Source organism: Pantoea sp. EEL5 (assembly GCF_049892805.1).
In the GTDB taxonomy this organism is placed as follows: domain Bacteria; phylum Pseudomonadota; class Gammaproteobacteria; order Enterobacterales; family Enterobacteriaceae; genus Pantoea; species Pantoea ananatis.
In genome coordinates this window covers 117,345-144,182 of the sequence record NZ_JBNDNJ010000001.1, presented here as the reverse complement: position 1 = coordinate 144,182, position 26,838 = coordinate 117,345, and the positions used below count along the sequence as shown (strand labels likewise).

27 protein-coding genes are annotated in these 26,838 nt (G+C 55.4%); 10 read left to right on the top strand and 17 right to left on the bottom strand.

Annotated features, from left to right (window positions below; genetic code table 11):
• The first annotated feature begins 99 nt into the window (after positions 1-99).
• Both ACPXSQ_RS00675 and ACPXSQ_RS00670 read left to right on the top strand, forming a co-directional pair.
• Positions 100-912, top strand: a complete 813-nt coding sequence (locus ACPXSQ_RS00675) for an inositol monophosphatase family protein (RefSeq protein WP_024472071.1) — start codon at positions 100-102, stop codon at positions 910-912.
• Entirely contained in the window at positions 912-2,180 is a 1,269-nt protein-coding gene (locus ACPXSQ_RS00670; RefSeq protein WP_014593057.1) for a histidine-type phosphatase, read from the top strand. Before ACPXSQ_RS00675 ends, ACPXSQ_RS00670 begins: the two co-directional genes overlap by 1 nt.
• Positions 2,181-2,419: 239 nt before the next feature.
• Here the strand turns inward: ACPXSQ_RS00670 and proY are convergent, their stop codons facing one another.
• From proY to phoB, 6 genes are all read right to left on the bottom strand, one after another.
• On the bottom strand, positions 2,420-3,766 hold the full coding sequence (gene proY, locus ACPXSQ_RS00665) for a proline-specific permease ProY (protein ID WP_013024849.1): 1,347 nt from the start codon (positions 3,764-3,766) through the stop codon (positions 2,420-2,422).
• A gap of 70 nt (positions 3,767-3,836) precedes the next feature.
• A complete protein-coding gene (gene brnQ / locus ACPXSQ_RS00660; RefSeq protein WP_014593055.1) occupies positions 3,837-5,156 on the bottom strand; it encodes a branched-chain amino acid transport system II carrier protein in 1,320 nt (439 codons plus the stop codon).
• Between the two features lie 390 nt (positions 5,157-5,546).
• Positions 5,547-6,650 (bottom strand): cobalamin-independent methionine synthase II family protein, encoded by a 1,104-nt coding sequence (locus tag ACPXSQ_RS00655; RefSeq protein ID WP_013024847.1) that lies wholly within the window; start codon positions 6,648-6,650, stop codon positions 5,547-5,549.
• Positions 6,651-6,969: 319 nt separating this feature from the next.
• Entirely contained in the window at positions 6,970-7,890 is a 921-nt protein-coding gene (locus tag ACPXSQ_RS00650; RefSeq protein WP_022622670.1) for a PstS family phosphate ABC transporter substrate-binding protein, read from the bottom strand.
• A 19-nt stretch (positions 7,891-7,909) separates the two neighbouring features.
• A complete protein-coding gene (gene phoR, locus ACPXSQ_RS00645) occupies positions 7,910-9,223 on the bottom strand; it encodes a phosphate regulon sensor histidine kinase PhoR (RefSeq protein ID WP_013024845.1) in 1,314 nt (437 codons plus the stop codon).
• 14 nt (positions 9,224-9,237) lie between these two features.
• Positions 9,238-9,927, bottom strand: a complete 690-nt coding sequence (gene phoB, locus ACPXSQ_RS00640) for a phosphate response regulator transcription factor PhoB (RefSeq protein ID WP_014606457.1) — start codon at positions 9,925-9,927, stop codon at positions 9,238-9,240.
• A 197-nt stretch (positions 9,928-10,124) separates the two neighbouring features.
• Between phoB and sbcD the strand changes: the two genes are divergently transcribed.
• From sbcD to ACPXSQ_RS00625, 3 genes are read left to right on the top strand one after another with little or no spacing between them, the layout of a single operon-like run.
• Positions 10,125-11,321: an exonuclease subunit SbcD gene (gene sbcD, locus ACPXSQ_RS00635; protein WP_022622671.1), complete on the top strand. Its 1,197-nt coding sequence runs from the start codon at positions 10,125-10,127 to the stop codon at positions 11,319-11,321.
• Positions 11,318-14,992 (top strand): AAA family ATPase, encoded by a 3,675-nt coding sequence (locus ACPXSQ_RS00630; protein WP_426142482.1) that lies wholly within the window; start codon positions 11,318-11,320, stop codon positions 14,990-14,992. The genes sbcD and ACPXSQ_RS00630 overlap by 4 nt, the downstream gene beginning before the upstream one ends.
• A gap of 10 nt (positions 14,993-15,002) precedes the next feature.
• Positions 15,003-15,374 (top strand): cell envelope integrity TolA C-terminal domain-containing protein, encoded by a 372-nt coding sequence (locus ACPXSQ_RS00625; RefSeq protein WP_019106654.1) that lies wholly within the window; start codon positions 15,003-15,005, stop codon positions 15,372-15,374.
• Between the two features lie 55 nt (positions 15,375-15,429).
• Here ACPXSQ_RS00625 and mak read toward each other — a convergent pair whose 3' ends face one another.
• Positions 15,430-16,335 (bottom strand): fructokinase, encoded by a 906-nt coding sequence (gene mak / locus ACPXSQ_RS00620; protein ID WP_013024840.1) that lies wholly within the window; start codon positions 16,333-16,335, stop codon positions 15,430-15,432.
• Positions 16,336-16,479: 144 nt separating this feature from the next.
• Between mak and rdgC the strand changes: the two genes are divergently transcribed.
• Positions 16,480-17,391: a recombination-associated protein RdgC gene (gene rdgC / locus ACPXSQ_RS00615; protein ID WP_013024839.1), complete on the top strand. Its 912-nt coding sequence runs from the start codon at positions 16,480-16,482 to the stop codon at positions 17,389-17,391.
• Between the two features lie 35 nt (positions 17,392-17,426).
• On the opposite strand, the gene ppnP is transcribed toward rdgC, so the two are convergent.
• The 3 genes from ppnP to aroL form a co-directional block, all read right to left on the bottom strand.
• Positions 17,427-17,717 carry a pyrimidine/purine nucleoside phosphorylase gene (gene ppnP / locus ACPXSQ_RS00610; protein ID WP_013024838.1) on the bottom strand — a complete coding sequence of 97 codons (291 nt, stop codon included), beginning with the start codon at positions 17,715-17,717 and terminating at the stop codon, positions 17,427-17,429.
• 152 nt (positions 17,718-17,869) lie between these two features.
• Positions 17,870-18,061, bottom strand: coding sequence for a YaiA family protein (locus ACPXSQ_RS00605; protein ID WP_014606461.1), 192 nt, complete (start codon positions 18,059-18,061; stop codon positions 17,870-17,872).
• 111 nt (positions 18,062-18,172) lie between these two features.
• The gene (aroL, locus tag ACPXSQ_RS00600) at positions 18,173-18,697 is read right to left on the bottom strand and encodes a shikimate kinase AroL (protein WP_014593048.1); all 525 of its coding nucleotides are present in this window, start codon (positions 18,695-18,697) and stop codon (positions 18,173-18,175) included.
• A 282-nt stretch (positions 18,698-18,979) separates the two neighbouring features.
• Between aroL and ACPXSQ_RS00595 the strand changes: the two genes are divergently transcribed.
• Positions 18,980-19,702 carry a DUF2076 domain-containing protein gene (locus tag ACPXSQ_RS00595; RefSeq protein WP_015700856.1) on the top strand — a complete coding sequence of 241 codons (723 nt, stop codon included), beginning with the start codon at positions 18,980-18,982 and terminating at the stop codon, positions 19,700-19,702.
• A 1-nt stretch (position 19,703) separates the two neighbouring features.
• On the opposite strand, the gene ACPXSQ_RS00590 is transcribed toward ACPXSQ_RS00595, so the two are convergent.
• Positions 19,704-20,153: a YaiI/YqxD family protein gene (locus ACPXSQ_RS00590; RefSeq protein ID WP_014593046.1), complete on the bottom strand. Its 450-nt coding sequence runs from the start codon at positions 20,151-20,153 to the stop codon at positions 19,704-19,706.
• A gap of 295 nt (positions 20,154-20,448) precedes the next feature.
• Here ACPXSQ_RS00590 and proC point away from each other — a divergent pair, with 295 nt between their 5' ends.
• Positions 20,449-21,261 carry a pyrroline-5-carboxylate reductase gene (gene proC, locus ACPXSQ_RS00585; RefSeq protein ID WP_029569700.1) on the top strand — a complete coding sequence of 271 codons (813 nt, stop codon included), beginning with the start codon at positions 20,449-20,451 and terminating at the stop codon, positions 21,259-21,261.
• Between the two features lie 49 nt (positions 21,262-21,310).
• On the opposite strand, the gene ACPXSQ_RS00580 is transcribed toward proC, so the two are convergent.
• The 4 genes from ACPXSQ_RS00580 to ACPXSQ_RS00565 form a co-directional block, all read right to left on the bottom strand.
• Complete coding sequence (locus ACPXSQ_RS00580; RefSeq protein ID WP_014606463.1) at positions 21,311-22,843, bottom strand: FAD-dependent oxidoreductase; 1,533 nt, start codon at positions 22,841-22,843, stop codon at positions 21,311-21,313.
• 222 nt (positions 22,844-23,065) lie between these two features.
• Positions 23,066-23,368 (bottom strand): PsiF family protein, encoded by a 303-nt coding sequence (locus tag ACPXSQ_RS00575; RefSeq protein WP_014606464.1) that lies wholly within the window; start codon positions 23,366-23,368, stop codon positions 23,066-23,068.
• 119 nt (positions 23,369-23,487) lie between these two features.
• Positions 23,488-23,742 (bottom strand): anti-adapter protein IraP, encoded by a 255-nt coding sequence (gene iraP / locus ACPXSQ_RS00570; RefSeq protein WP_014593043.1) that lies wholly within the window; start codon positions 23,740-23,742, stop codon positions 23,488-23,490.
• 145 nt (positions 23,743-23,887) lie between these two features.
• Positions 23,888-24,178 carry a hypothetical protein gene (locus ACPXSQ_RS00565; protein ID WP_128392293.1) on the bottom strand — a complete coding sequence of 97 codons (291 nt, stop codon included), beginning with the start codon at positions 24,176-24,178 and terminating at the stop codon, positions 23,888-23,890.
• Between the two features lie 397 nt (positions 24,179-24,575).
• On the opposite strand from ACPXSQ_RS00565, the gene ACPXSQ_RS00560 reads away from it, so the two are divergent.
• Entirely contained in the window at positions 24,576-24,827 is a 252-nt protein-coding gene (locus ACPXSQ_RS00560; RefSeq protein ID WP_014606466.1) for a biofilm development regulator YmgB/AriR family protein, read from the top strand.
• Between the two features lie 12 nt (positions 24,828-24,839).
• On the opposite strand, the gene ACPXSQ_RS00555 is transcribed toward ACPXSQ_RS00560, so the two are convergent.
• Both ACPXSQ_RS00555 and ACPXSQ_RS00550 read right to left on the bottom strand, forming a co-directional pair.
• Positions 24,840-25,160 (bottom strand): hypothetical protein, encoded by a 321-nt coding sequence (locus ACPXSQ_RS00555; RefSeq protein ID WP_015700863.1) that lies wholly within the window; start codon positions 25,158-25,160, stop codon positions 24,840-24,842.
• Between the two features lie 209 nt (positions 25,161-25,369).
• Entirely contained in the window at positions 25,370-25,666 is a 297-nt protein-coding gene (locus ACPXSQ_RS00550) for an I78 family peptidase inhibitor (RefSeq protein WP_014606468.1), read from the bottom strand.
• 520 nt (positions 25,667-26,186) lie between these two features.
• On the opposite strand from ACPXSQ_RS00550, the gene ACPXSQ_RS00545 reads away from it, so the two are divergent.
• Positions 26,187-26,834 (top strand): CPBP family intramembrane glutamic endopeptidase, encoded by a 648-nt coding sequence (locus ACPXSQ_RS00545; RefSeq protein WP_014606469.1) that lies wholly within the window; start codon positions 26,187-26,189, stop codon positions 26,832-26,834.
• The last annotated feature ends 4 nt before the right edge of the window (positions 26,835-26,838 follow it).

Genomic DNA, 26,838 nt, shown 5'->3' with positions numbered 1-26,838 from the left:
AAGTCTTGCTTAACTATGATTCACGATGCTCTCACTGTCAGACCGCCTGTTCAGGCGCTTCCTTTATCCGATATGTTTTAAAAATCATAAGAGGGAAACATGTCATCCGCTTCGCATTCTGAGATTGACGCGCGCTATCATTACGCCTGCGAAATCGCCCGTGCGGCCGCAAGCCGCGCCTGGTCATGGTATCAACAGCGTCAAAAACTGGTGGTGGAACATAAGAGGGACCTTCAGGATGTGGTCAGTGACGCTGACCGCAACGTTGAAGAATTAATTAAGTCACTGATTTCGGAGCGCTATCCTGATGATGCCGTTCTGGGAGAAGAGAGCGGCGGTGACACTGAGGGTGCCCGTATTGTATGGGTGATCGATCCCATCGATGGCACCGCCTGTTTTGTGAACGGGTTGCATAACTGGTGCGTATCGCTGGCAATTGTTTGCGACGGTGAGCCCGTCGTGGGCGTGATTTGCGATCCCAATCATCACGAACTGTTTCATGCCCGCAAAGGCAGTGGTGCCTGGCTCAACGATACCCGACTTGAGGTGCATAAAGCCCAACAGCTTAATGAGGGCCTGCTGGGAATCAGTAATTCCAGTCGGATTCCCGGAGAGCACGTGACGCAGCTCATCGATGCCCTGCTCAGGCAAGGCGGGATGTTTATTCGCATCGGCTCCGGCGCGTTAACCAGTGCCTGGGCCGCTGCAGGTCGCTTGATTGGCTATTATGAAGCGCATATGCATCCGTGGGACGGCCTGCCGGGCATCGTATTGATGCGCGAGGCCGGTGGGGTGACTAACGATTATATGCGCAACGACGGACTGAAAAAGGGCAATCCTGTTTTGCTGGCGAATGCGGTAATCTATCCGCAAATTAAAGCGCTGCTCGCCACGCACGAAATTGAGGATTGATGATGTCTGCCTACCTGCCCCGACATTGGTTTATGCTCTGCACTTTTTGGCTCCTGGCGGGGCCGCTGTACGCCGCCCCCGAGTACCAACTTGAGAAAGTCGTGGAGCTGAGCCGACACGGGGTACGTCCGCCGACGCCGGGTAACCGCACAGAGATTGAAGCGGCAAGCCAGCAGCCGTGGTACGTCTGGAGCACGGCGGACGGCGAACTGACGGGCCATGGCTACAGCGCGGTCGTCAATAAGGCCCGCTGGGAAGGCGACCACTATCGCCAGTTGGGTTTACTTAACGCAGGTTGCCCTGACGCGAAGGCGATCTATGTCCGTGCCAGCCCGCTGCAGCGCACGCGGGCGACTGCCGAGGCGTTGGTGGATGGCGCGTTTCCCGGCTGTGGCGTGGCGATTCATACCGTTGCCGGCGACATCGATCCTCTCTTTCAAACCGAGAAACTGCCCTTTGCCCATACCGATCCCCAACGTGAACGAGAGGCAAAACGTGACGCGGCCGGGGATTTAGCGCAGCGTCAGCAGCAGCTTCAGCCCGCGATCACGCTGCTTAAACAGTCGGTATGCCGGCCCGGCAGCGATTGCCCCTTTTTCGATCGTCCGTGGGCGTTGAAACAGACGAAAAGCGGAAGCGTCTATGTTGAGGGCCTTAGCGCCATGGCCGCCATGGTCGAGACGTTGCGTTTGGGCTACAGCGAGAACCTCCCTTTCGCGAAACTGGCATGGGGACACATCACCTCTGCCCGGCAGATCACCGCTCTGCTTCCTCTGCTCACCACTAATTATGATCTCAGCAATGACGTGCTCTATATGGCACAACGTCACGGTTCCCTGCTGCTGTCCCAGATGCTTGAGGCCATTAAAGGTAACGACCCTGACGTGCGCTGGCTGCTTCTGGTGGCACATGACACCAACATTGCGATGGTGCGCCGCTTAATGGGATTTGAATGGCAACTGCCTGGTTATACGCGGGGCAATATCCCCCCTGGCAGCAGTCTGGTACTGGAACGCTGGCGCGACAGTAAGACGCATCAGCGCTTCCTGCGCCTCTATTTTCAGGCACAAAGTCTGGACGGCCTGCGTCAGTTACAACCCGTGAACGACAGCCATCCGCTTTTACGTCAGGAGTGGCGGCAGCCCGGATGTCAAATCACCGCAGTCGGGACGCTGTGCCCGTTGCAGGCTGCCCTGACGCAGTTGGGTAAACACCTGGATAACGACGCGATGGCTCCGGTCAGCATGATCTTGCCGCCTTCGGGCTAATGAACCCAGACAGGCCGGGCGTTTACGCTGATGCGCGCGCTGGCATTTGTCTTATTTTACGGCAACTTATTTAACGGGGATGCATTTTGCATTAGCATGATTTTGTCAATCATCCCTCTGTTTGTTTCACTTGCCCTGTCCCGTTTCGGCGAGTCATTTCGCCGATTTTATTTTGTGTTGCCGGTCATTATTGGCTGTCCCAACCCCGCACATATCGGGACCGGGACAGCAAGCGTGGGTTATTTGCGCACCAGCTTATAGCCCAGCAACAGCACCACGATCCATACCATCCCGACATACAGCGAAACGCGGGTATCCGGGAAATAGCCGATCAGGCCAATGATGAAACATAAAAACGCCACGCCTGCGCCTGCCGTCCAGCTTCCACCGGGCAAGGCAAAGGTTAACGTCCGGGCGGCCGCTTTGCCGATCTTGCGTCGAAACGCCATCTGCGACAGCAGAATCATGATCCAGACCCAAACGGTGGCAAAGGTCGCCAGCGAGGCGATAACCAGAAAGACTTTTTCTGGCATCAGGTAGTTGAGATACACCGCAATCAACATGGCGAACATCATCACCACCACCGTCACCCAGGGAATACCGCGTTTGGAGACCTTCATAAACATTTTGGGTGCATGGCCCTGCTGAGCCATGCCGTGCAACATACGCCCCACGCCGAAGACATCGCTGTTTATCGCCGACAGCGAGGCGGTCAGCACAACAAAATTCAGGATGGACGCGGCGGCGGCAATGCCCAGATGCTGGAACGTCAGAACAAACGGGCTGCCGTTAGTGCCGACCTGATTCCACGGGTAAATGGACATGATGACAAACAGCGTGCCCACGTAAAACACCAGGATACGCATCGGAACCGAGTTGATAGCGCGTGGGATAGAGGTTGCCGGATCTTTGGCCTCACCCGCCGTAATACCGATGATTTCAATGCCGCCGTAGGCAAACATCACCATCTGCAGCGACAGCAACATCCCAACGATACCGTGGGCAAAAAAGCCGCCATTGGTCCACAGGTTATGGATACCGGTCGGTTGGCCGCCGTTGCCAATCCCCCAGACGATCATGCCAAACCCGGCCAGAATCATCACAATAATGGTCGCGACCTTAAAGAAAGAGAACCAGAACTCCACCTCACCAAACACCTTCACGCTCATCAGATTGACCGCGCCGATGATCAGCACCACGCTCAGCACCCAGATCCAGTGCGGCACCTCCGGAAACCAGACGCCCATATAGATCCCGAACGCGGTGACATCGGCAATGGCCACGATCAAAATTTCAAAGCAGTAGGTCCAGCCGGTGATGTAACCCGCCATTGGCCCGAGATAATCCTGCGCATAGCGGGAAAAAGAGCTGGCCTGAGGGTTATTGACCGACATCTCCCCCAGCGCGCGCATGATGATGTACGCCACCGCACCGCCAATAATATAGGCCAGCAGCACGCTGGGGCCCGCCATTTTGATGGCGTCCGCCGAGCCGTAGAACAGCCCGGTGCCGATCGCCGATCCCAGCGCCATAAAACGGATGTGGCGCGTGCTCAGTCCGCGTTTGAGCTTGTTGGTTTCTTGCATAACAACCTGTACCTGTGAAATGAAAAAACCACGGGCAAGCCCGTGGTTAAAGAAGAATCGATCTTAGCCGTTACGAGTGAACCGACACCTGTTCAGCCCCTTTTAACCGATCAACCAGCGCCACAATCAGCAACATCACCAGTGATGGCGGCAACCAGGCAAGGCCCTGGTCGGCTAACGGCAGATGCTGACTCAATGCGGGTAACGCTGCTGTAAACCCGGTGGTTTTGATGGCGTCAAGGATACCAAAGAGCAGGCTGACCAGCATAGTCGGCGCGATAATACGGCTGCTTTTATTCCACCAGTTCAGCGTAAAACTCAGCACGACCAGCACGATACAAGGCGGATAAATAGCCGTCAGCACCGGAATCGAAATCTGAATCAGATGGCTCAGCCCCAGGTTCGATACCACCATCGAGAACAGGCCCAGTACAAAGACCAGCGTTTTGTAAGACAAGGGCAAATACTGTGCGAAAAACTCTGCGCAGGCACAGGTCAGGCCTACCGCGGTCACCATACAGGCAATAAAAATCAGGGCGGCAAGGAAGAAGCTGCCCATGTCACCAAAGGTCTGCTGAACGTAAGCATGGAGAATTGCCGCACCGTTGGCATTCTGATCCACTAATGCACCACTGCCTGCACCCAGTTTAAACAGACTAAGGTAAACCAGGGTCAAACCAATGCCGGCGATAACCCCGGCTAAAACCGTGTAACGGGTTAACAGCGCCGCATTATCAATCCCGCGCGAACGTGCTGCGTTGACGATGACAATGCCGAAGACCATTGCGCCCAGCGTATCCATAGTGAGATAGCCGTTAACAAAACCACTGGAAAATGCGGCGCGCTGATAGTCCGCCGTCGCAGGAATCGTTCCTCCCGCCGGCCACAGCAGAGCCGCGACGCCCAGCAGCGTCAGGGCTGCAATTTTTAGCGGTGCCAGAAAATGGCCGACCGTATCCAGCAATTTCCCCGGATAGAGGGAAATCACCATCACCAGCACAAAGTAAATCAGGCTGTAGATAAACAGCGGCAGTTCGCCATCGCCGGTAAGCGGAGCAATGCCCACCTCAAATGAGACCGTGGCGGTACGCGGCGTGGCAAAAAGCGGCCCTACCGCAAGGTAGCAGACCGTGGCCAGAACCACACCCGCAACTTTGCCGATGGGCGTGCTCAGGGCATCAATCCCGCCGCCGACGCGCGCAAGCGCGATCACGGTGATAACGGGCAGACCGACTGCGGTAAGCAGAAAACCAATAGCGGCCACCCAGACATGTTCGCCTGACTGAATACCCACCATGGGAGGAAAGATGATGTTACCCGCACCAACAAACAGGGCAAACGTCATGAAGCCCAGCGCGAGAATGTCTTTAACGGTTAAACGATGTGTCATACGGCCTGTCACTGATGTTGCGATGAAAGATAAGTTTGCGTTGCCCCCTCGCTGCGTTAATACAACGACCGACCAGATGATGACAGCGCATTATGCGCAGCGTCTGGTTTAGCGCAGGTGATTTAAGCTGCTTTTTTTCTGTTCACAGAGGGATAAATCGACAACGGCGGTAAGTAAAACGTTTATAGCGAAGAAAGGCAATACGGGATCGGAAAACCAGAGGGTTATTTCGCAATTTGAATCAATATTAGAGGATCACATCAATATTCTCTGCAACAGCATCAGATGATGTGCTTTAAAAATAAACAAGCGATGGTAAATATCAGCATAAAGGCGGGTTTGTATGCACAAGTGGCGCATTTATTGCGCCACGCTGCACACATTCCGCTATCACCAGACCTGATTCGCGACGTTCACGACCAGTCGAATCTTCTGCCACTGCTCTGCTTCGCTCAGGCTGTTGCCCTCTTCCGTCGAGGCAAAACCACACTGCGGACTGAGGCAAATCTGATCGAGGCTGATGTACTGGGTCGCTTCCTGCAGGCGCGCTTTCACCTGTTCGGCATCTTCCAGTTCACCCACCTTCGTGGTAATTAAGCCAAGCACCGCCTGCTGATGGCCGGGCTTGATGAACCGCAGTGGTTCGAATCCGCCAGAGCGATGATTGTCGTATTCAAGGAAAAACGCATCCACATTTACGGAGCCGAACAGGATCTCGGCCACCGGCTCGTAGCCACCTTCAGAAATCCAGGTGGAGCGGAAATTGCCACGGCACACATGCAGGCCCACGGTCAGGTCGGCCGGTTTCCCTTCTAACGCCTTATTCAGGACGCGCGCGTAGGTGCGGGCCAGCTGGTCTGGATCGTCGCCACGTTCGCGGATCTCCCGCTTTTGATCGTCTGAACAAAGGTAGGCCCAGACGGTATCGTCCAGCTGTAAGTAGCGACAGCCCGCGTCGTAAAAGGCTTTGATCGCCTCTTTGTAGGTCTGTGCCAGATCGTCAAAGTACACATCGAGATCGGGGTAAACGTCAGCGTCGATGACTTTTCGGCCGCCGCGAAAATGCAGCACGCTCGGGCTGGGAATCGTCATTTTGGCTACCGCATCGCCTGCTACGCTCTGCAGGAAACGAAAATGATCCAGCATCGGATGCCCGTCAAAACCCAGTTTGCCGGTGATTTTTACGCCGTGCGCTTTCGTCTGCACGCCGTTGAACTGAATGCCCTGCTCGGCTTCAAAATGCTCAACACCTTTCAGACCGTAGAAAAAGTCAAAATGCCACCAGCCGCGGCGAAATTCGCCATCGGTCACGACCTTGAGGCCATTTTCACGCTGCTTCGCGACCACGTCCCGAATCGCGTCGTTTTCAATATCGCGCAGTTCATCAGCGCCGATCTCACCCGCATGAAATTTTTCGCGGGCATGCTTAATAGCGGCGGGACGAAGAAAGCTGCCAACGGTGTCGGCGCGAAACGGGGCGGTTTGTCTTTGCATGATCACTCCTGGTCACCGGCCAGATAATTTCGGGCGGGAATAGTTACACAATGTTATTTTAGCCTTCCAGATGGCTAAACGTCTGGATGTAGATTCCCACGCGATGTGCTCATGTGCAAACGAATAATATTCACTGGAGATGAAATAATTTCATGTTGCGAGGCCGGATTCTGACTGTGCTCCCCTTGAGGTTTGCACCGAGGCAATCGGCGGGAATTTATGCCCCTGATGCGGCACAGGTCCCCGCCAGCCGTGCGGCAGGAACGGGAAAACATGGGCGAAGGCGGTAACCCCTTTGCCTGTGGGCGAGCGGTGAAACTTACCGGAGGGAGGCGCGCGCCAGGTTCATTTGCGTTTCAGACAGCGGCAGATAGCCGGCCTCGATGACGCGCTGCTGCCCTGCACTAGACAGAACCTGTTCCAGAAATGCGGCTAACAACGGCGGCAAGGGCTTACCTGGCACTTTATTAACGTACAGATAGAGCGGACGTGCCCAGGGATAGCGACCGCTGCGGATGGATTCAGGATCGGGCGCAACGGCTTCCCCCCTTTTTGTGATAACCGGCAGCAGTTTTACCCCACTCAGGTGAAAACCGAAGCTGGCATAACCGATGCTGCGCGGATCACCGGCGACCGCCTGTACCACCGCCGCCGAGCCGGGAAACTCCGCCACGTCGTTGCGGAAATCGCCCTGACACAGCGCCTGCTGCTTGAAGAATCCCCATGTGCCGGAGGCCGAGTTGCGGCCATAGCGCTGGATAGATCGCTGCTGCCACTCAGCCTGATGCAGACCCAAATCGCCCCAGCGTTCGGGCACCTGGTGTGCGCCACACAGACGCGTGACGGAGAACAACGCATCAAGCTGGCGGGGATCGATGGACGTCAGCGGATTGCGCTGGTTGACCACCACCACCAACGCGTCCATCGCCACCGGCACGGCCAAAGGAGGATAACCGTATCGCGCCTCAAACGCCTGGCGCTCATCCGCCTGCATGGGACGGCTCATTGCCCCTAACTGGACGGATCCGGCTGTCAGCGCGGTTGGCGCCGTTGAGGAGCCCGATGCCTGAACCTGCACATTTACCCCGGGTGACTGACGGCTAAAGTCATCGCCCCACAGGGTCATCAGATAGCCGAGCGTGTCCGAGCCTGCGCTGCTGAGATTGCCTGAAAGCATCACAGGCTGTGCCTGCACCAAGGCAGGCAAGAGAGAAAAGAACAGCAAAAAAAGAAGGCGCATCGTTCCGGTCCGTCAGCAGTTAATGAACCGCATTCTCCTGCATCCCGTTAGTCACAATCAACCGTGGTGCCAGGGTAAAGGTAAAACAGGTTTCCTGGTGCGGGATGCTGGTGATCTCCAGCCGCGCATTGTGATGGCTGAGCGCATGCTTCACGATGGCCAGCCCAAGACCGCTGCCGCCGGTCGCACGTGAACGCGCTTTATCCACCCGATAAAACCGCTCTGTCAGGCGCGGGATGTGCTCAGGTGGAATGCCGGGGCCGTTATCACAGACTGTAAATACCGCGCCCTGCTTGCTGCGCAGCCAGCTGATATCAATGCGCGTCCCCTCGGGCGTGTGGTTCACCGCGTTGTAGACCAGGTTGGAGATAGCACTGCGTAATTGTTCATCATTGCCAAACACTTTCAGGTGAGGATCGGTATGAAAATGGATGGCGTGACGTCCGCCGCTCAGGGTTTCAGCTTCATGCTGCAGGAGTTTGAGCATAACCGGTACATCAACCTTTTCTTTCAGATTAATGGCCGGAGCCGCCTCGATGCGCGACAGCGTCAGGAGCTGTTTGACCAGGCTATCCATTCGCCGGGTTTGCTCCGACATCGTGTGCAACGCTTTGTCCCGTGAGCGCTGATTCATGACGGAGTCATTCATCATTTCCAGATAGCCCTGAAGCACCGTTAAAGGCGTGCGCAGTTCATGGCTGACGTTGGCAAAGAAGTTTCGCCGTGCCCCTTCAAGCTGATGCATCTGGGTTACGTCGCGAGCCACCATCAGCCACTGGCCTTCGCTGTAGGGCATCACACGGAATTCCATGTGGTGCTGGTTATTCAGCACCAGCGTAAGCGGCTTATCGAAATCACGTTGCCGCAGATAGCGAGAAAATTCAGGATAACGCAGCAGATTAAGGATATTTTGCCCGTTATCTTCTGGCCAGCGCAGCCCCAGGTGCTGCTGGGCCAGGCCGTTGCACCAGAAAATAGTGCCCTCTTCGGTGGTAAGTATCACGGCGTCCGGCAGCGACTCCGCGCCGCTGCGAAACCGCTTAATCAGATTACCTAATTCGCGCCGCCGCCGCCGGTTGCGCAGTTGCATTTGATACAACCCGTAAAACAGCGGTTCCCAACTGGCCTGTCCGGACGGTGGCGTCATCGTGCGATCCAGCCACAGCCAGTGAGACAGGCGCATCAGGTTGTAAAAATGCCACAGTAAAATACCGACTACGCTCAGTAACAGCAGCCACGGCAAATAGCCGAACAGCAGGCCGAGCACCAGCGCAGGCAGACACGCCAGCACCAGTTCGGACAGTAATCTCTTCCAGGAGAGGCGTTCCAGCACGGTTAAAGCTCCGTTTAAAAGCGGGCAGAGAAACGATAACCTGTTCCGCGTACGGTTTGTACCATGCGATCGTGGCCGGTCAGTTCCAGCGCCTTACGTAAACGACGAATATGAACGTCAACCGTACGATCTTCAACATAGACGTTAGTGCCCCAGACATGATTGAGTAACTGCTCACGGCTGTAAACACGTTCAGGATGGGTCATAAAGAAATGCAGCAGCTTGTATTCTGTCGGCCCCATTTCCAGCGGTGTGGTTTCTGACATCACGCGATGCGAAGAGGGATCCAGGCTCAGGCCCTGCATTTCGATCACATCTTCTACCGCCATCGGCGAAATACGACGCATAACGGCTTTAATTCGCGCCATCAGCTCTTTCGGGGAAAACGGTTTGGTGATGTAGTCATCGGCACCGACTTCCAGTCCGCGTACCCGATCTTCTTCCTCGCCGCGCGCGGTGAGCATCATGACCGGTATATCACGCGTCATGGCTTCACGCTTAAGATGTTTAATAAATTGTATGCCGCTGCCGCCGGGTAACATCCAGTCCAGCAGGATCAGGTCAGGCCAGGGTTCAATCAGCTTGCTGACGGCGCTGTCATAATCTTCTGCCTCAATCGGCTGATAATCGTTTTGTTCCAGTACGAAACATAACATTTCACGGATTGGAGCTTCATCTTCCACAACTAAAATGCGCTTAGCCATTATTACTCCTGCAGGTAGGACGGCTTTCACTGATATTTGCGGCGCCATTATGCGTCAGTTTTGTGACACTTTTATGAAAAAGTTAGCCATAAAAACCGGCCTGCAACAACCATTTATGACAACATGACGACATGTTTTGTGGCTTTAGTGACTGAGCCAGTATAATTGCCGGGCAAATCGATTTGGCAGGGAGTTTTATGCGCATTATCCACACCGCGGACTGGCACCTGGGGCAGTTCTTCTATAACAAGAGCCGCGCCGCCGAGCACCAGGCCTTTCTTGACTGGCTGTTAATACAGATCGAACAGCATCAGGTCGATGCGCTGATTGTAGCGGGCGACCTGTTTGATACCGGTACGCCGCCCAGCTATGCGCGTGAAATGTTTAACCGCTTCGTGGTGGCGTTACAGCCCAGCGGCTGTCAACTGGTGGTGCTGGCGGGCAATCATGACTCGGTGGCAACGCTGAATGAATCGCGCGAACTGCTGGCCTGTCTGAACACCCGGGTCGTTGCCACGCCGCAGGAGAGTGACGACGTCATGATCCTGACAACCCGTCAGGGTGAACCCGGCGCGCTGCTGTGCGCGATTCCCTATCTGCGCCCGCGCGACATTATGCGCAGCCAGGCCGGTCAGTCTGGACGGGATAAACAGCTCAGCCTACTGGAGGCCATCAGCGCCCATTATCAGCGCAGCTTCGCGGCGGCACAGGCGCTGAACATGTCCCTGCCGATCGTGGCGACCGGCCACCTTACCGCCCTTGGCGTCAGCAAAAGTGACTCCGTGCGCGATATCTACATCGGCACGCTGGATGCGTTTCCTGCCTCGGCGTTTCCGCCGGCCGATTACATCGCCCTTGGACATATTCATCGCGCTCAGCGCGTCGCGAACAGCGACCATATTCGCTACAGCGGCTCCCCTATTCCGCTGAGCTTTGACGAGCTGGGCAGCGAAAAAAGTGTCTGTCTGCTGACTTTCAGCCCGCGCGGCCTGGAAACCCTGACCCTGCCGGTTCCCACCTTCCAGCCGATGCAGATGCTTAAAGGCTCTCTGGCGCAAATCAGTGAGCAGCTCGCCCACCTTTCCCCTCCCAGCGGAGAGAAGCCGGTCTGGCTCGATATAGAAGTCACCACCCAGGAGTACTTAAGCGATCTGCAGCGCCAGGTTGAAGCGCTGACGGCAGATTTACCGGTGGAAGTACTGCTGTTACGCCGCAGTCGTGAACAGCGCCAGCACAGCCTGGCGCAAACGGATAACGAAACCCTGAGCGAACTTAAGGTCGAAGAGGTTTTTGCCCGACGCCTGGCGCTTAATGAGGAGCTTGATGACAAGCAGATCGCCCAGGTCACGACCCTGTTTAAGCAGACGCTGGCCGACCTGGAGGCGAACCCATGAAGATCCTCACGCTGCGATTCAAAAACCTGAATGCGCTGAAAGGAGAATGGTTTATCGATTTTCGCACCGAACCTTTCGCCAGTAATGGTCTGTTTGCCATTACCGGCGCGACAGGTGCCGGTAAAACCACCTTACTGGACGCTATCTGCCTGGCGCTGTATCACCAGACGCCGCGCCTGGGTGCGATTTCTCAGGGCCACAACCCGCTGATGACGCGCGACTGCGCCGAATGCCTGGCCGAAGTCGAGTTTGAAATCAAAGGCGAGGCCTGGCGGGCATTCTGGAGCCAGAACCGCGCACGAGGCACGGCCGACGGCAAACTGCAGGCTCCCCGCGTCGAGCTGGCTCGCTGCGCAGATAATCAGATCGTTGCAGACAAAGTGGGCGACAAGCTCAAGCTTACCGAAACGCTTAGCGGCCTGGATTTTGAACGTTTTACCCGTTCAATGATGCTGTCACAGGGCCAGTTCGCCGCATTTCTTAACGCCAAAGCGAATGAGCGCGCAGAGCTGCTGGAAGAGCTGACCGGAACGGAAATTTACGGGCTGGTTTCCATGGCCGCGTTTGAGCGCCATAAAGAGGCCAAAAATGCGCTGGAACTGATGCGCAGTCGGGCAGGCGGCATGGCACTGCTTGATGAGGCGACTCGCGCCGGGCTGCAGCAACAGCAGGCAGCCCTGACTGAGGCCGAGCAGCAACTCAGCCGTCAGTTTGACACCGCTCAGCTTCAGCAGCAGTGGCTGCAGCTGGCACAGCAGCTGAGCGCGGACGCTGAACAGGTGAACGCCGCCCGTCAGGCCGCCGACGCGGCGAGTCAGGCGGCAGAGGCCGATCGCCAGCGTCTGGCACGAAGTGAACCGGCAGAAAAACTGCGCGGTGCGCTGCAACAGCGCGACAACCTGCAGACTGAACGCGCGGAGCTGCAACAGCGTCAGCAGCAGTTAAACCAGCAGATGCAGGCGACGGCCCACGAGCAGCAGCAGTTGCAGCAGCGTTATCAGGAAACCGAAGCGGCGCGCGAACAGGTGCGTTTGCAACAGCACCAGCAGGAAACGCTGCTGAGCGGACAGGTTATTCCACTCGATCAGGCGCTCTCGGCCCTGCAGCAGCAAATTCAACAGCTGCAGCATGAAACCGCACAGCAGCAGGCGAGCTGTACGCAGCGTGAACAGGCGATGCAAACCGAGCACCATAAGGTCAGCGATCTCCAGCAGGCGCTGGCACAGCAGCAGGCGCGTCGGCAACAGCTGGCGGATATGCCGGTTTGGGGCGAAAATCTTCCGCTGTGGCAGGACCGCTTTGCTCAACTGGCCCGCCATGAAACCGATCAGGCGGCGTCGGCACAGCAGATTCAGCAACAGGCGTTGCAGCTTCATCAGCGCCAGCAGCAGGTCGAACAGCTGCAACAACAGCTTGCGCCATTGAAGCAGGCCGGGCAGCTCACGCAGCAGGCCTTGTCTGACGCTGAGAAAGCACTAACATCGCTCCATAAGGCGCATCCTCCCGAAGCCTTGCGTCAGGCCTTAAAGCAGTTAACTCAACAGCGTGACGCACGTCAGACGCTGACGTTACTTGCAGCCCAGTGGCAGCCGCTACATCAGCAGCGCGGTCAGTATGAAAAACGGTTACAGGATCTGGAAAAAGCCTGCCAGCAGGCTGAGGCTGAATTACTGATGCTGCGGGAAACATGGAAGCGGGAGAAACAGCAACTCACCGACGTTGAGAAGATTTGCCAGCTTGAAAGCCATATTGCCGATCTGGAGGAACACAGGGCGCGGCTGGAGGCCGGGCAACCCTGCCCTTTGTGCGGTTCCTGCGAACATCCCGCAGTTGAAACCTACCGCACGCTCGAAGTCAGCGCCAACCAACAGCGCAAAGCCGTGCTGCAAAAACAGGTGGAAGCACTGAGCGAAACCGGTACGGCCAAAAATGAGCAGATAAAACACCTGAAGGGCCAGCAGCAGTCACTGCGCGACGAGCTCGCCAGTGTAGTGCAGCAGCTGGATGCATTGACCCAGCGCTGGCAGGCACTGAGCGGTGAGCTTGCGCTTACCTTCACTCTGAACGACACCGACGCGCTGGACCACTGGCTGCAGGCGCAAAGCCGTCAGGAACAGGCATTAACTTCGCAGACAGAGACGCTGGAACACGCCGAGCGAACGTATCAGGCGGCAAAAGAACAGCATCTACAACAGCAGCAGACACAGCAGCAACACCAGCAAACGCTGCAGTTGACGCAACAGCAGCTGGAGAACGAACACCAGGCGTTACTGACTTTACAGCGCCATCACCAACAGGCTCAGGCGAATGCTCAGCCGCTCCAGGAGGGGCTGGCGCAACAATTCGCAGGCTTCGGCCTGACGCTGCCTGACAGCGCACAGCGCGACAGCTGGCTGGCTGAACAGCAACAGCGCTGGCAGCAGTGGCAGGAAAGTGAGCGGTTGCTTGCTAACTTGCAGCCTCAGTTGGCGCGCGCGGAAAGCCAGGCTGACGCCCTGCGCCAACAGCTGCAGCTTGAGCAGCAGCGCCTGAATCAGCAGCAACAGCAGCTCGCCGCACTGGACCAGCAATACCGCGAAAAACGTCAGCAGCGTGAGGCGTTGTTTGGCGATCGGGATGTCATTCAGGCCCGTCGGCAGATGCAGGAGAGCGTCGAGCATCATGAGGCGCAGCTGACGCAGCAGCGTGAACGGCTGCAGCAGTCTCAGGCTGAAGCCAGCCGCCTCCACGGCCAACTGACGTTGCTGGAGAGCCAGCTACACAGGTTGGGCACTCGCCTGACGGACGCTGAGCAGCACTTCAACGCCGCGCTGACTGCGGCTGAATTCCCGGACGAGGCGAGCCTGCGCGCCGCGTTGCTTGACGAGCATGAAGCGCAACAGCTTCGCCAGCGACTGCAGCAGATCGATCAGCATCTGCTCCATCAACAATCTCGCCTGGCAGAGCTGCAGCAACGGCTGGCAACCCATGAGCAGGCTAAACCCGATAAGATGCCTGAGTCCGCCGATGCACTGACCACACAGCTGGAAGCGTTGCGGCATTCTCTGAGGGAGAACGCCAGTCAGCAGGGACAACTGCAGCAGCAGTTGCAAAGCGACGCCAGCCTGCGGACCCAGCAGCAAACGTTGCTGGCACAGATTGCGCAGGAGGAAACCACGCTGGCGCAGTGGGCGTTGCTTAACGATCTGATCGGCTCGGCGACCGGGGATAAATTCCGGCGCTTTGCCCAGGGACTCACGCTCGATCACCTGGTGGCGCTGGCTAACCGCCAGCTGGATCGTCTGCATGGTCGCTACCTTTTACAGCGCCGCGCCATCGATGCGCTGGAACTGGACGTGGTGGATACCTGGCAGGCGGACAGCGCACGCGATACCCGCACGCTGTCAGGTGGAGAAAGCTTTTTGGTGAGCCTTGCGCTGGCGCTGGCGCTGTCCGATCTGGTCAGCCATAAAACCCGCATCGAGTCGTTATTTCTTGATGAGGGTTTCGGCACGCTGGACGCAGAGACGCTGGATACCGCCCTGGATGCGCTGGATGCGCTCAATGCCAGTGGAAAAACCATTGGCGTGATCAGTCACGTCGAGGCGATGAAAGAGCGCATTCCGGTGCAAATTAAGGTCCGCAAAATGAATGGCCTGGGTTACAGCAAACTTGAATTGCCGGGTACGTAAGAGGTTAATTATGTTGAGATGTACAGGAATAATGGCGGCCACGATGCTGCTGCTGGCAGGATGCAGTCATCATCCTGATGCTTCCGAAGCGCAATGCGCGTCAGGCCTGCCCCAGGCGCAGTGCCAGGACGTGAACCGCTATATTCGCGAGGTCAATGCGTCCGTCATGCGCAATTTTCACAATGCGAAAAACTATGTGGGCCAGCGTTGCCTGGTGACGGCACAGCGTCGCCCGGATGGGCGCTATAACGTGATGCGAACGGAAGGAAATGAGTCGCTGTGCCTGAAGGCCTGGCAGAGCGTCAGCAGCGCGCGGGATATGCCTTTGCCTCCACCGCACGCCCCACAGCAGCTCGTCTTTGCCTTCGCGCCAGTTCGCTGAGCCAGCCCTGTGCATCCTTCAGTATGTTGCACAGGGCCGCAGGCCACGGCGGCGTTTATTCCGGCCACAGCCAGGCCGCGCCGCGCACACCGCTTGAATCCCCGTGCATCGCTTTCAGCACCGGCGTTTCACACTCGCCGCCAAAAACCCATTTCTTCATCAGCGTGGGCACCGTCTGGTACAGGCGGTCCACGTTGCTCATGCCGCCGCCCAGCACAATCACGTCGGGATCGATCAGGTTGACAACCTGAGCCAGGGATTTTGCCAGACGGATTTCATAGCGGCTCATTGCCAGGGCAGCCACGGGATCCTGCTGCTCCAGCAGTTTGACAATCTCAGCGCCTTTGCGCGCCACACCGCTTAACCGCTGATAGTCGATAGCAAAGCCGGTACCGGAAACAAAGGTTTCAATGCAGCCCTGCTGGCCACAATAACAGGGGACTTCCGCGCGGTAACGCAACTCGTCTTCATCCATCCACGGCAAAGGATTATGACCCCATTCGCCCGCATTGCCGTTGCCGCCAATGCGTGACGCGCCGTTTATCGCTACGCCTGCGCCCGAACCGGTGCCGATGATTACCCCAAACACCAGTGCCTGCCCCGCGCCTGCGCCATCGACCGCTTCGGACACGGCCAGACAATTCGCGTCATTGGCTATGCGGATGTCACGATTCAGCGCCTGCGCCAAATCTTTATCCAGCGGCTGACCGTTTAGCCAGGTGGAGTTCGCGTTTTTCACCCGCTGCGTATAGGGCGAAATCGTGCCCGGAATACCTAAGCCTACCGTCCCGGTTTGGCCGGTTTTTTCTTCGGCGAGGCGGACTAAATCAACGATGGCCTGCACGGTCGCCCGGTAGTCGTCACGGGGCGTGGAAATCCGATGGCGAAACAGCTCTTTTCCCTCGCCGGACAGCGCAATCACTTCTGTTTTGGTGCCGCCCAAATCAATGCCTATGCGCACGGTTTATTCCTCATTATTCGTTAGGGTGTTTTCTACACTAAAAGGCGAATGCCTGAAAGGCAATGAAACCGCTCCGATGTTTCGCTATCATGCGCACACTTAGTGAGATTTGTGCGCCCGATCGCGCCACGGTAAGGAATCCCGATGTTGTGGTTTAAAAATATGATGGTTTATCGTCTGAATCGTGACATTCCGTTGTCCGCAGACGACATGGAAAAACAGCTGGAGGCTTTCACCTTCTCGCCCTGCGGCAGTCAGGACATGAGCAAGACCGGGTGGGTGGCACCGATGGGCAATCGCAGCGATGCCCTGACCCACGTCAACAACGGTCAGATTGTCATTTGCGCGCGCAAAGAAGAAAAAATCCTGCCCTCTCCGGTCGTGAAGCAGGCGCTGGAGGCCAAAATCGACAAGCTTGAGGCAGAGCAGAGCCGCAAGCTAAAAAAGACGGAAAAAGATTCGCTGAAAGATGAAGTGCTGCACAGCCTTTTACCGCGTGCGTTCAGCCGTTTCAGTCAGACCTATATGTGGATCGACACCGTGAACAACCTGATCATGGTGGACTGCGCCAGCGCTAAAAAAGCCGAAGACACGCTGGCTCTGCTGCGTAAAAGCCTGGGTTCGCTGCCAGTTGTGCCCCTGACGCTGGAAAGTCCGATTGAACTTACCCTGACCGAATGGGTGCGTTCCGGGGATGTTCCGGCCGGTTTTGCCCTCATGGACGAAGCCGAGCTCAAGGCCATTCTGGAAGATGGCGGCGTGATTCGCTGCAAGAAACAGGATCTGGTGTGCGATGAAATTGCCAACCATATCGAAGCCGGTAAGCTGGTGACCAAGCTGGCGCTGGACTGGCAGGAGCGTATTCAGTTCGTATTATCCGACGACGGCTCGGTGAAACGCCTGAAGTTCAGCGATACGCTGCGTGACCAGAATGATGATATCGATCGGGAAGATTTTGCGCAGCGTTTTGATGCAGACTTTATTCTGATGACCAGCGAACTGGCGGCCCTAACCAGCAATCTGGTTGAAGCGTTAGGTGGCGAAGCTCAGCGTTAATGCATTTGGCCGCAGATTGCCTGCGGCCGTTCTTCTTAGTCTTTCAGATAGCGGCAAAGATATGCGCTCGGCTCGCCTACCTGCAGATGAAACTCGCTGTGGCCCGGTACGTTAAACACCGATCCCGCCTCAAACCATTTCCACTCTGTCTCACCCGGCAGCAACACTTTCATTGAGCCGCTTACCACGGTCATCTCTTCCGGTTGGGCGGTGCCAAACGTGTATTCACCTTCTGCCATAACACCGACGCTGGCACGGCCGGTGCTCGCACTGTCAAAACCGATGGATTTAACTTTTCCGTCAAAATACTCACTTACATTGAGCATAAACCTTCCTCACAGCACATTAGGGTGACTGGCAGTGTAGAAGGGAACTTGCTGATCTGTCACGCGAAATAGTGAGTGATTGTGATCGCCGCGCGGCAATGGCTGCCGCGGGAACCGGGGGAAATCAATGGCTTCCTTGCCAGAGCAGAGGCTTACTCTTTTTCTACATCTTCATAGCGATCTTTTGCATCATGCGCTTCCTGCTCTGATTCGTGCTCGCTGATTAACGAATCTGGCTTGGGATGGTCGGCCCGCAGTTGCCATGACGTCACTTTTTTGCCTTCGGGGCCTTTTTCCACAGTGACAACGCGCGCTTCTCGGGGGTAAGGAGGTCTTGTCGGCATAATGTGTCCCTCTTCGCTAAATGACATTCCACACGACAGGCGATTGCCTGCCATGGGATAAGTATAGTCAATACGGCGGAAAGGACGGCGAAAGCGGGATAAATCTGAGGGTTAACTGGCACGCGCCAGAGATAACGACTGCAGGATCTGTTCAACGACGCGTTCAGGTGCCAGCATGGCGTTCACCTCGTGATGCGCGGCAGAACGGTACAGGTGCGCACGGGCGCGCAGCACTTCACCCATTTCTTCCGCGATGGGGCGTCCGGTTAACGTGGGGCGCTGAGCATTTTCCGGCTGGCTTTCCAGACGACGAGCCAGGATATCAGGCGGTGCACTTAACCAGATCACCTGACCGTGCTCACGCATATAACGGCGATTACCTTCCGCCAGCACCATTCCGCCACCGGTGGCGATAATGGTTGACGGGGCGGTTACGGCTTTGAGCGAGTCGGTTTCACGCGCACGAAAGCTCTCCCATCCTTCCGCAGCCACAATTTCCGCTACGGTACGCTGCGTCGTGAATTGCAGGTGATGATCGGTATCGCGAAACGCATAACCCAGCGCATGAGACAGGGCTTCACCGATAGTGGTTTTTCCGCATCCGCGCGCACCGATCAAAAAAATGGACAAGGACATCAGGGCAGTTCCTCCGCCGCGCAGCCCATCACAGCTGCAGGTTAGGCTCAATAATAGGACGCATCATAGCGGGAATTTATTTCGTCCTCTACCCATTGAGCGTATTTTACGCATGATTGCACCCACTCTTGCAAAAAAACAAATAAATACAGAAGGTTAACGATGCACATTTTGTGCATTAGGTAAAAAAGTTTACGTCAGCAACATTTGCTTACCGCCACGAATTTACATTGCTGCACGTCGCCCCCATATACTGTTAACAGTCGCAACGGGAGAGTCATCATGCAACGCGAAGAACAAGAACTGATTGAAAATCTGTTTAGCCGTTTGAAACAAGCTGAAAGCCAGACTGCGGCACGCGATGCTGCTGCCGAACAACTGATCAAACAACACCTGCAGGCGCAACCAGGCGCGCCCTACTATATGGCTCAGGCCATTTTGATTCAGGAAGCGGCACTTAAAAAACTGAATGAGCGGGTTCAGGAGCTGGAAAATCATCTGGCTCAGCAACAGGCTCAGCAACAGCAGCAGCAGCCAAAAAGCAGTGGCGGGTTTTTATCCAGCCTGTTTGGCGGCGGCAGTCAGCAGGCCCAACCGGCTCAGCCATCGCCCCAGTGGAACAGCGCACCGCAACAGCCGCAGCAGCAGCCCTATGCCAGCGCACCTGCGCCCCGTGGCAGCGGATTTCTGGGCGGCGCACTGCAAACCGCCGTGGGCGTAGCAGGCGGTGTGGTCATGGCCGATATGCTGACCAGCATGTTCCACCACTCGCAGCCGGAAGAGATCGTTAACATCATTAACGAACCCCAGTCGCTGCCTCAGGTCGATGACAGCCTGAATACCTTTAATGGCGGGAACGATCAGTCGTTTCTCGATCAGGGAACAGGTGCCGACAATCAGTCCTTCCTGGATCAAAGCAACGGCTGGAGTGACACCTATGCCGACAATGGCGATCTGAATGACTTCGGCGGCAATGATTACGATGACGACGACAGTTTTGTTTGATTTAACGTTGTCGCTGTCTGAGCCAGCTGTCTAGTTCATTGGCAAACTGCTGGCGGTCCCGCGGGCTCATGGCGGCGGGACCGCCTGTCTGTACGCCGCTGGCGCGCATCGTGTCCATAAAATCACGCATCGTCAACCGCTCGCGTATGGTGGCAGGTGAATACCGTTCCCCGCGCGGATTCAGCGCCGACGCCCCTTTTTCAATCACCTCTGCGGCCAAGGGAATATCTGCCGTAATCACCAAATCGCCAGCCTGCACACGCTTCACGATTTCATTATCGGCAACATCAAACCCAGCCGGCACCTGTAGCGTGCGCAACCAGGGCGATGGCGGTACGCGTAAAAATTGATTCGCAACAAAGGTGACCATGGTTTGCGTTCTGTCCGCCGCCCGGTACAGCACGTCTTTTATGACGTTTGGGCAGGCGTCCGCATCGACCCAGATAGACATTGGTGTTCCTTATTCTGGAAAATAGCGACGATGTTAACCTGTTTTGCAAAACGGGGTTAAGTAAAATTCCCCGGCTTCCGCTATGGCCAGATCTCGCGTTTAGAACGCACGTCAGCCCCAGAATATCGTCAACGATGAAGGGAGTGCTCAACGCGCGTTCACCACAAAAACGTGCCGCCATCACTCTCTTTTGCTCTCTGGCACCGGCCGCCGTGCGTTACCGCTAACTTGTTATTAATCCTGTCTGCAGTAAGCTACAGCGTTGATAACGGTGAAAACAGGAAAGGAGACGGTGATGCTGGAAAAGAAAATCGGATTTATTGGCGGTGGCAACATGGCAAAAGCCATCATTGGCGGGCTGATAAACAGCGGGCAAATGACACCGTCAGCTATCTGGATTTACGACCGCAAACCGAGCACCAATCAGCAAATGGCCGAACAGTACGGTATTAACGCCGCGGAGAGTGCGGAAGCGCTGGCCCAGCACGTGGATATTCTGTTTGGTGCGGTCAAACCCAATGTGATCCTCAAAGTGCTGAAAGAACTGGCTAACAGCCTGAAAAAAGAGGCAGTAGTCGTTTCAATTGCCGCGGGCGTGACGCTGGATAACCTGGCTTCCGTGCTGGGGCACGATCGTAAGATCATTCGCGCAATGCCAAACACCCCTTCCCTGGTCGGTGAAGGCATGACCTCCGTTACGCCCAACGTGCTGGTTGAACAGAGCGAGACCGATGAAGTGGTCGCGATATTTGAGAGCTTTGGTCAGGCGGCGGTCGTCGATGAATACCTGATCCACTCGGTGGTTGGCGTCAGTGGTTCAGCTCCGGCTTACGTGTTTATGTTTATTGAAGCCATGGCCGATGCCGCCGTGGCGGGCGGCATGCCGCGCGCGCAGGCTTACCGGTTTGCGGCCCAGGCCGTGAAAGGCTCCGCACAGATGGTGCTGCAAACGGGTAAACATCCCGGTGAGTTGAAAGATATGGTCTGCTCGCCCGGCGGCACCACCATTGAAGCGGTGAAAGTGCTGGAAGAAAAAGGCTTCCGTTCAGCCGTGATCGAAGCCATGCAGCAGTGCATGGCGAAGTCGGACAAGCTGAGCCGCAGTTAACCGATATATCTGGCAAACATGCCGTTTGCCAGACGGTTTTGCGGGCCCATTATTGTGCAGAATGGTGGGCCTGATACCATGCCAGTGCCTGTTCCATCGTCATGGGCTCCTGCATCTTTTCGACCAGCGCGGCGGTCAGCGTGTAGAGTCCACACGAGAAAACCGCAGCCAGCCGCCCTTCCTTGCCGTAAAAGGCCATAAACGTTTTCTCTTCCAGCGATCCCACCTGCTGGTAGTCGTCCCAGTCTGTGGCATGACCAATATATTCATAGCGGGTACCATAATGCGCGGTCCAGAAAAACGGCACGCGGTCATAGTGATGAATATTTCCCAGCATGTTCATTGCTGCGGTCTGGCCCTGCTGCTCTGCCACGCGAAAATGCTCGATGCGCAGCGGCCCCTGGGCGGAAGGATAGGTTGCAATATCGCCGGCTACCCAGACGTTTTCTGCCACGCGTAGCTGCTCATCCGTTTGCAGGCTGCCATCTTCAACCCGCGGCAGGTCGTGAATAAACGAGGTGGCCGGTTTAACGCCGGTGGCGAACAGCACCACATCGGCAGCGATCTGCTGACCGGTTTTTAACCGCACGCCCGTCACGTGGTTTTCGCCCTGAAGCGACGCAATCTCACCTTCCACAAATGTTACGCCGTTGGCCTGATGCAGTTGATGGAAATAACGGCCTATAGCTTCACCAAACTGCGCCGCAAACGGCAGCGCGTGACGTGCGATGACGGTCACCTCAACGTCACGGTTACGCAGCGACGAGGCCAGCTCCATGCCAATAAAGCTGTTACCGATAATCACAATCTGCTGGCTTCGATCGACGGCCGCTAGCAGGGACGCGGTATGCTGCTTGTTACGCAGAATATGTACGCCCGCTAAATCAGCGCCGGCAAGCGACGGCTTTACAGGCTCTGCGCCCGTTGCAATTAATAATTTATCGAACTGCAACGTGCTATCGTCGGCAAACACCAGACGGTGCGCCTCATTATCAACTCGCTCAACGCGCTTTTGGATGCGCTCGACGTGATCGAGTATGTCACTGCCAAGCAGCGACGGCACATCATCGATATCCATTTTGCCTGAGGGAACAAATTTCGTCAGCGCCGTGCGGTCGTAAGGGGCTTCCGGTTCACTCTCTACCAGCACCAAGCGGCCCTTAAAGCCGTCGTGGCGTAATCGCCACAGTGCCGCACTCCCGGCCGCGCCCCCGCCCAGTACCACAAAGACCGGGGCGCTGGCACCGCTGCCCACTGGCGAAGCAGGCGACATCGCTTTAGGGTTAACCAGAATCTGGCCATTTTCGATGCGAACGGGATACTGTTTCAGGTCGGCCAGCGCCAGCGGCTCGCACATTTTACCGCTGCTCAGTTCAAACGCCGCTTTATGCCAGGGACAGATGAGCCTGTCGCCGCAGATAGCGCCCTGCTCAAGCGGCGCGCCTGCATGAGGGCATTTTGCCTGGAAAGCCTGGACGCTGTCAGCCTCACGGATGAGTAAAAACTCTGTTTCACCCAGCTTTTTTTTAACCGGCTGACGTTGCGGTAAATCCTTGAGAGCAATAACAAATTGATAGTTCACGACATGGCTCCTTTTCCAACCGTCACGGGTAAAAGCACCGCGCCCGAACGCGCGCGGCGCAATCCCTTATAAACAGTAAGTGTGGCAAAGGATTGGAAAAGCTTGCGCCTCAATGGCGATTTTTTTCGCTAATCATCTGTTTCTTCAGTAATTAAAAGCGTGCTGCAGCGCACTGATGGCAGGCGATGAGAGGAGGCGGCCACCGAAATGGCCGGCTGAGTCTTAGCTTTTTTTGAGGCACTGACTCATAAAGGTTTTACGTGCATCACCGGTCAGCTTTTTATCTCCGGCCTGGAGATTACAGGTTTTCATTTTTATTTGTTGCGGCGACATGTCCGCGACTTTGCTGTCTTTCTTCAGGCAATCGCTCATAAATTGCTTACGCACATCGCCTTTTAACGATTGGCTGCTGGCATGTTCATTACACATCGCCATTTTTTGCTGCTGCGGCGTTTTATCTGCCGCGCTGGCGTGGCTGCTCATCATTATTCCTGCCAGGACTATCATCAGGATATTGCCTTTCATTGTTTTCACTCCGTTGTGATAAAGACAGTGTTTATTCTGGCATGCCAGAAAAGAATCAGACGACTTTTGCTTTGGAATAATACAGAGATCGCAATTTTATTCTGGTGATCAGCGTGATTTCAGCTGTGGGGCCGGTGAAGTAATCGGGTGACAGCGTTTTTTAATAACGCGGCATTGTGATCGTTGTGATCCACTCCGGCATGAATCATGGCCGTATCAATGCTGTTAACGAGGGACTGATGCTGCTCAGGCGGCATCATGCGCAGCATTGCGGTGATCACAAGTTCCAGCGCTTCGATCTGCACGACCTGCTCTTTAGACGCTTCTTCTTTTTCTGCCAGCGTAATTAATAGCTCAGCAATCAGATTTTTCATGCCGGTGCCTCTTCAGCAGGGTGAGGAAAAAAATATCACCCGCCAGAATAAAAAAAAAGGAATTTTTTATTCTGTTTATCAGCACATTAAAATAACAGCGCGGGGGCGGTGTTATCTTATTCTATTTATTGTGAGCGAAACGTTTTTATTCTACTGACAAGCGAGGCGTAACCATTTTGTCATCATGGTAAGCGTCGATAAATGCCCTGTTTTTGCTGCCAGCACGTTCTGCATTTAACTGGCAAAGCGTATCAGACGCTTCTCTGGCCACGGATTTGTCATCATGGTAAGCGTCGATAAATGCCTTGTTTTTGCTGCCAGCACGTTCTGCATTTAACTGGCAAAGCGTATCAGACGCTTCTCTGGCCACGGAAAGACATGACAGGAAATCTTTCAGCGTCACCGCCTTTCGAAAGGTCAGATCCCGCAGTCCCATGCCACGAACCCTGCAGATTTCCTCTTCACACTACGCGTGTGTCGGGCGACGTTTCCCGAGATAAGCACGATTTTTTTGCCTCCGCTCTGGGGTTTATCTGCGGTAATAATAAACTTATTAATCAGTTAACTACGTGCTAAAGCCCTGTCGTAACCTGTCGGCATTATTTGAAAATCACTCATCACATTTGAAAAATATTTCAGGTTGTTACTGACAAGACGTAACGGCAGACCTATGTTTAAAAAACCGCCAGATTCGTGCGGGACGTGGGTCGTTCTGATCAACGTAATGCGCCCGATTAAACCCTTGCCGTGCATATCGGGAGCCACTAACTCACCTGACTCTGCCTGCTGCGCATTCGCGTACCGGGCGGGCTGTCTGTTTGCGGAGATGGAGAATGAGAGTGCAATCTAACAGCGCCAGCCGTGCTATCACCGATTATTTCAACAGCCCGGACTGGAATGTCCCGCCAGAGTCGGATTTGCTGGCCGTTATTATGCGGGAACTGATGGAAGCCGGACAGCCCACGACCAATAAAGCCGTTATCGCACGCGTGATCAACAAGCTGGAATTTGAAGGGGATGAGCAACGCCTGCAACGCTATCGTGCCCTGTTAGCCCGGCTGATGGAGGCGCGGCCCCACGAGTGAGCCGCTGTTAACTTACTTCGCCAGCCGGTACTGGTTGGCCTCGCTTACGCTGGCCCGACCGCTGCTGCGCTGAAACAGGCAAAGCTCTCGTCCCCGGCGGTTTTTCATGTGCTTCTGCGGATAGAGCCCTTCAAGCAGTAACGCGCTGTAGCCTACGCTGTCATCGTACTCAACAACCTGACCCAGTACTTTTACCTTGCTTAAGGTGCTGGCGTTGATGCACGCCTGCCGCATCACCTGCTGGCTTTTCTGCCATGCCTCCGGGCTTGAAGCCAGAGCAACCGGGCTGACCAGCAGCAAAAATAAGACTGAAATCCTCTGGAAATATTCCATGCGTTGCTCCTTCTTCGGGCTTAACCAGAAAAAAAATTCCCGCCTGAGCGGGAATAAACAAGACGAGCATTGCATATTGATGTAACGAGGAAATCCTTACCCTGTTGATTGAACCGATCGATAACGGTTATCGCCTACCCACAGGGTACAGGCGTTATCTTCGCCTGACGCCATGACAACTCTATGACAATGCGCTGTTTATTTGCCACTTAACCGCAATAGACACGGCTGATATTACCGCTTTTGTCGGCCATAAAGTTCAGACGGGTGAAATTAAAGTCCATCGTTACCGCTGAATTCCACGGTATGGCACGCACTTTTTGCGTGAAACGCTGATTATCGATGGCAGACAACGGCTTACCCACAAAGTGTTGATACTGAGATGCGCCACAGCTGTCCGCCTGCGCATCCAGCGGCACGGCGGCCTTGTCGGATTGTGTGGCCGACTGGCAGCCCGTCAGCAGTAAAAAACCGGCGGCCACCAGCGCTTTTCCATAATGATTCACGTGTTTTCTCCTCATGGACGTGTAAAACCTGACTCCGAAGAGTAACAAGCCTGTCAGCAGGTATGAACCGCTAAAATCAAACTTACCGCACAATACCAGGGATTAAATGCCAGGGAATGCGGTTATTGACAGATGAATCGCACTTGCTGGCTAAAATTACCGCGAGAAGCCTCTGATAGTATTTGCGGAATCACCCATGACACGATGAGTTATTGAGGAAGCGCGAGTGGAACTGATCCTTTTTATTAGCTTTGCCCTCTTGTTGACCCTGATCGCGGTCAGCATCCGCTAGCCAGTCATCATGCCCTTGGTGCTGCACGTCTTGTTCTCAGGCTGCCGCGCAAGCGTCTGACAGCCTGTTGCAACCCTCTCTGACGGTGGGTTTGCCTCCTGAATCCATGCACATCAAACCGGCATAACGCCCTGACGGCGTTGAACAAAAAATATTGTATCGTACGCTCTCTCGACAGCGATCCGACGCGTTGCTACTATGCGTTTATCATCGCTGGCTGGGTCGCCTATGAACACCAATTCCGACAGAGTGACGCTGACACTGTTTTATGTCGGCAGCTTTGTTGTCTATTACCTCGTTACCATGCTGATTACCCTATTTCCGAATTACGGTATTCTGCGTAATGACGGTTTGCTGGTGCCTGTACTCTGCCTGTTCGAGTTTGCGGTCATCTATCCGCTGTATCGGTTCTACTGCCAGCGTCGTACGGATATTCCATTGGGCTTTTTACGCTCAGGTCAGACGTTACTTTTTATTGGCGCCCTGTTTATTTTAATGGCGGCGCAAACCCAGTACTTACAGCCTGAAGGCTGGCTGGTCGCGCAAACGCAGCAGGGACGCAGCTCGATGCTTATCCTGTTGCTCACCGCCGTCTTGCTGGCCCCGGTATTTGAAGAAGTGCTGTTTCGCGGCTTTTTGTTGCAGGGCTTTCTGCTCTGGGCACCCAACAGCCGTTTTGCCTGCATGCTACTGACCTCCCTGCTCTTTGCGCTGATGCATACGCAGTATGTTCACTGGGAAACCGTGGTAGCGCTGACGCTCTTCTCTCTGCTGCTTTGCTATGCCCGCCTGCGCAGCAATTCGCTGGCCTTGCCGGTCTTTCTGCATACGCTGAACAACCTGATTGCTATCCTGCCCGCTTGGTATTTCGCCTGACAGG

Bases quoted from the DNA above. Each gene is read 5' to 3' on its own strand.
- ACPXSQ_RS00575 (WP_014606464.1), bottom strand. From the start codon at position 23,368: ATGAAAGGCAATATCCTGATGATAGTCCTGGCAGGAATAATGATGAGC.
- ACPXSQ_RS00555 (WP_015700863.1), bottom strand. From the start codon at position 25,160: ATGGAATATTTCCAGAGGATTTCAGTCTTATTTTTGCTGCTGGTCAGC.
- ACPXSQ_RS00650 (WP_022622670.1), bottom strand. From the start codon at position 7,890: ATGCGCCTTCTTTTTTTGCTGTTCTTTTCTCTCTTGCCTGCCTTGGTG.
- phoB (WP_014606457.1), bottom strand. From the start codon at position 9,927: ATGGCTAAGCGCATTTTAGTTGTGGAAGATGAAGCTCCAATCCGTGAA.
- ACPXSQ_RS00655 (WP_013024847.1), bottom strand. From the start codon at position 6,650: ATGCAAAGACAAACCGCCCCGTTTCGCGCCGACACCGTTGGCAGCTTT.
- aroL (WP_014593048.1), bottom strand. From the start codon at position 18,697: ATGTCCTTGTCCATTTTTTTGATCGGTGCGCGCGGATGCGGAAAAACC.
- brnQ (WP_014593055.1), bottom strand. From the start codon at position 5,156: ATGACACATCGTTTAACCGTTAAAGACATTCTCGCGCTGGGCTTCATG.
- ACPXSQ_RS00545 (WP_014606469.1), top strand. From the start codon at position 26,187: ATGAACACCAATTCCGACAGAGTGACGCTGACACTGTTTTATGTCGGC.
- ACPXSQ_RS00670 (WP_014593057.1), top strand. From the start codon at position 912: ATGATGTCTGCCTACCTGCCCCGACATTGGTTTATGCTCTGCACTTTT.
- ACPXSQ_RS00565 (WP_128392293.1), bottom strand. From the start codon at position 24,178: ATGGGACTGCGGGATCTGACCTTTCGAAAGGCGGTGACGCTGAAAGAT.
- proC (WP_029569700.1), top strand. From the start codon at position 20,449: ATGCTGGAAAAGAAAATCGGATTTATTGGCGGTGGCAACATGGCAAAA.
- ppnP (WP_013024838.1), bottom strand. From the start codon at position 17,717: ATGCTCAATGTAAGTGAGTATTTTGACGGAAAAGTTAAATCCATCGGT.
- proY (WP_013024849.1), bottom strand. From the start codon at position 3,766: ATGCAAGAAACCAACAAGCTCAAACGCGGACTGAGCACGCGCCACATC.
- ACPXSQ_RS00560 (WP_014606466.1), top strand. From the start codon at position 24,576: ATGAGAGTGCAATCTAACAGCGCCAGCCGTGCTATCACCGATTATTTC.
- iraP (WP_014593043.1), bottom strand. From the start codon at position 23,742: ATGAAAAATCTGATTGCTGAGCTATTAATTACGCTGGCAGAAAAAGAA.
- ACPXSQ_RS00630 (WP_426142482.1), top strand. From the start codon at position 11,318: ATGAAGATCCTCACGCTGCGATTCAAAAACCTGAATGCGCTGAAAGGA.
- ACPXSQ_RS00675 (WP_024472071.1), top strand. From the start codon at position 100: ATGTCATCCGCTTCGCATTCTGAGATTGACGCGCGCTATCATTACGCC.
- rdgC (WP_013024839.1), top strand. From the start codon at position 16,480: ATGTTGTGGTTTAAAAATATGATGGTTTATCGTCTGAATCGTGACATT.
- ACPXSQ_RS00595 (WP_015700856.1), top strand. From the start codon at position 18,980: ATGCAACGCGAAGAACAAGAACTGATTGAAAATCTGTTTAGCCGTTTG.
- sbcD (WP_022622671.1), top strand. From the start codon at position 10,125: ATGCGCATTATCCACACCGCGGACTGGCACCTGGGGCAGTTCTTCTAT.
- ACPXSQ_RS00590 (WP_014593046.1), bottom strand. From the start codon at position 20,153: ATGTCTATCTGGGTCGATGCGGACGCCTGCCCAAACGTCATAAAAGAC.
- ACPXSQ_RS00605 (WP_014606461.1), bottom strand. From the start codon at position 18,061: ATGCCGACAAGACCTCCTTACCCCCGAGAAGCGCGCGTTGTCACTGTG.
- ACPXSQ_RS00625 (WP_019106654.1), top strand. From the start codon at position 15,003: ATGTTGAGATGTACAGGAATAATGGCGGCCACGATGCTGCTGCTGGCA.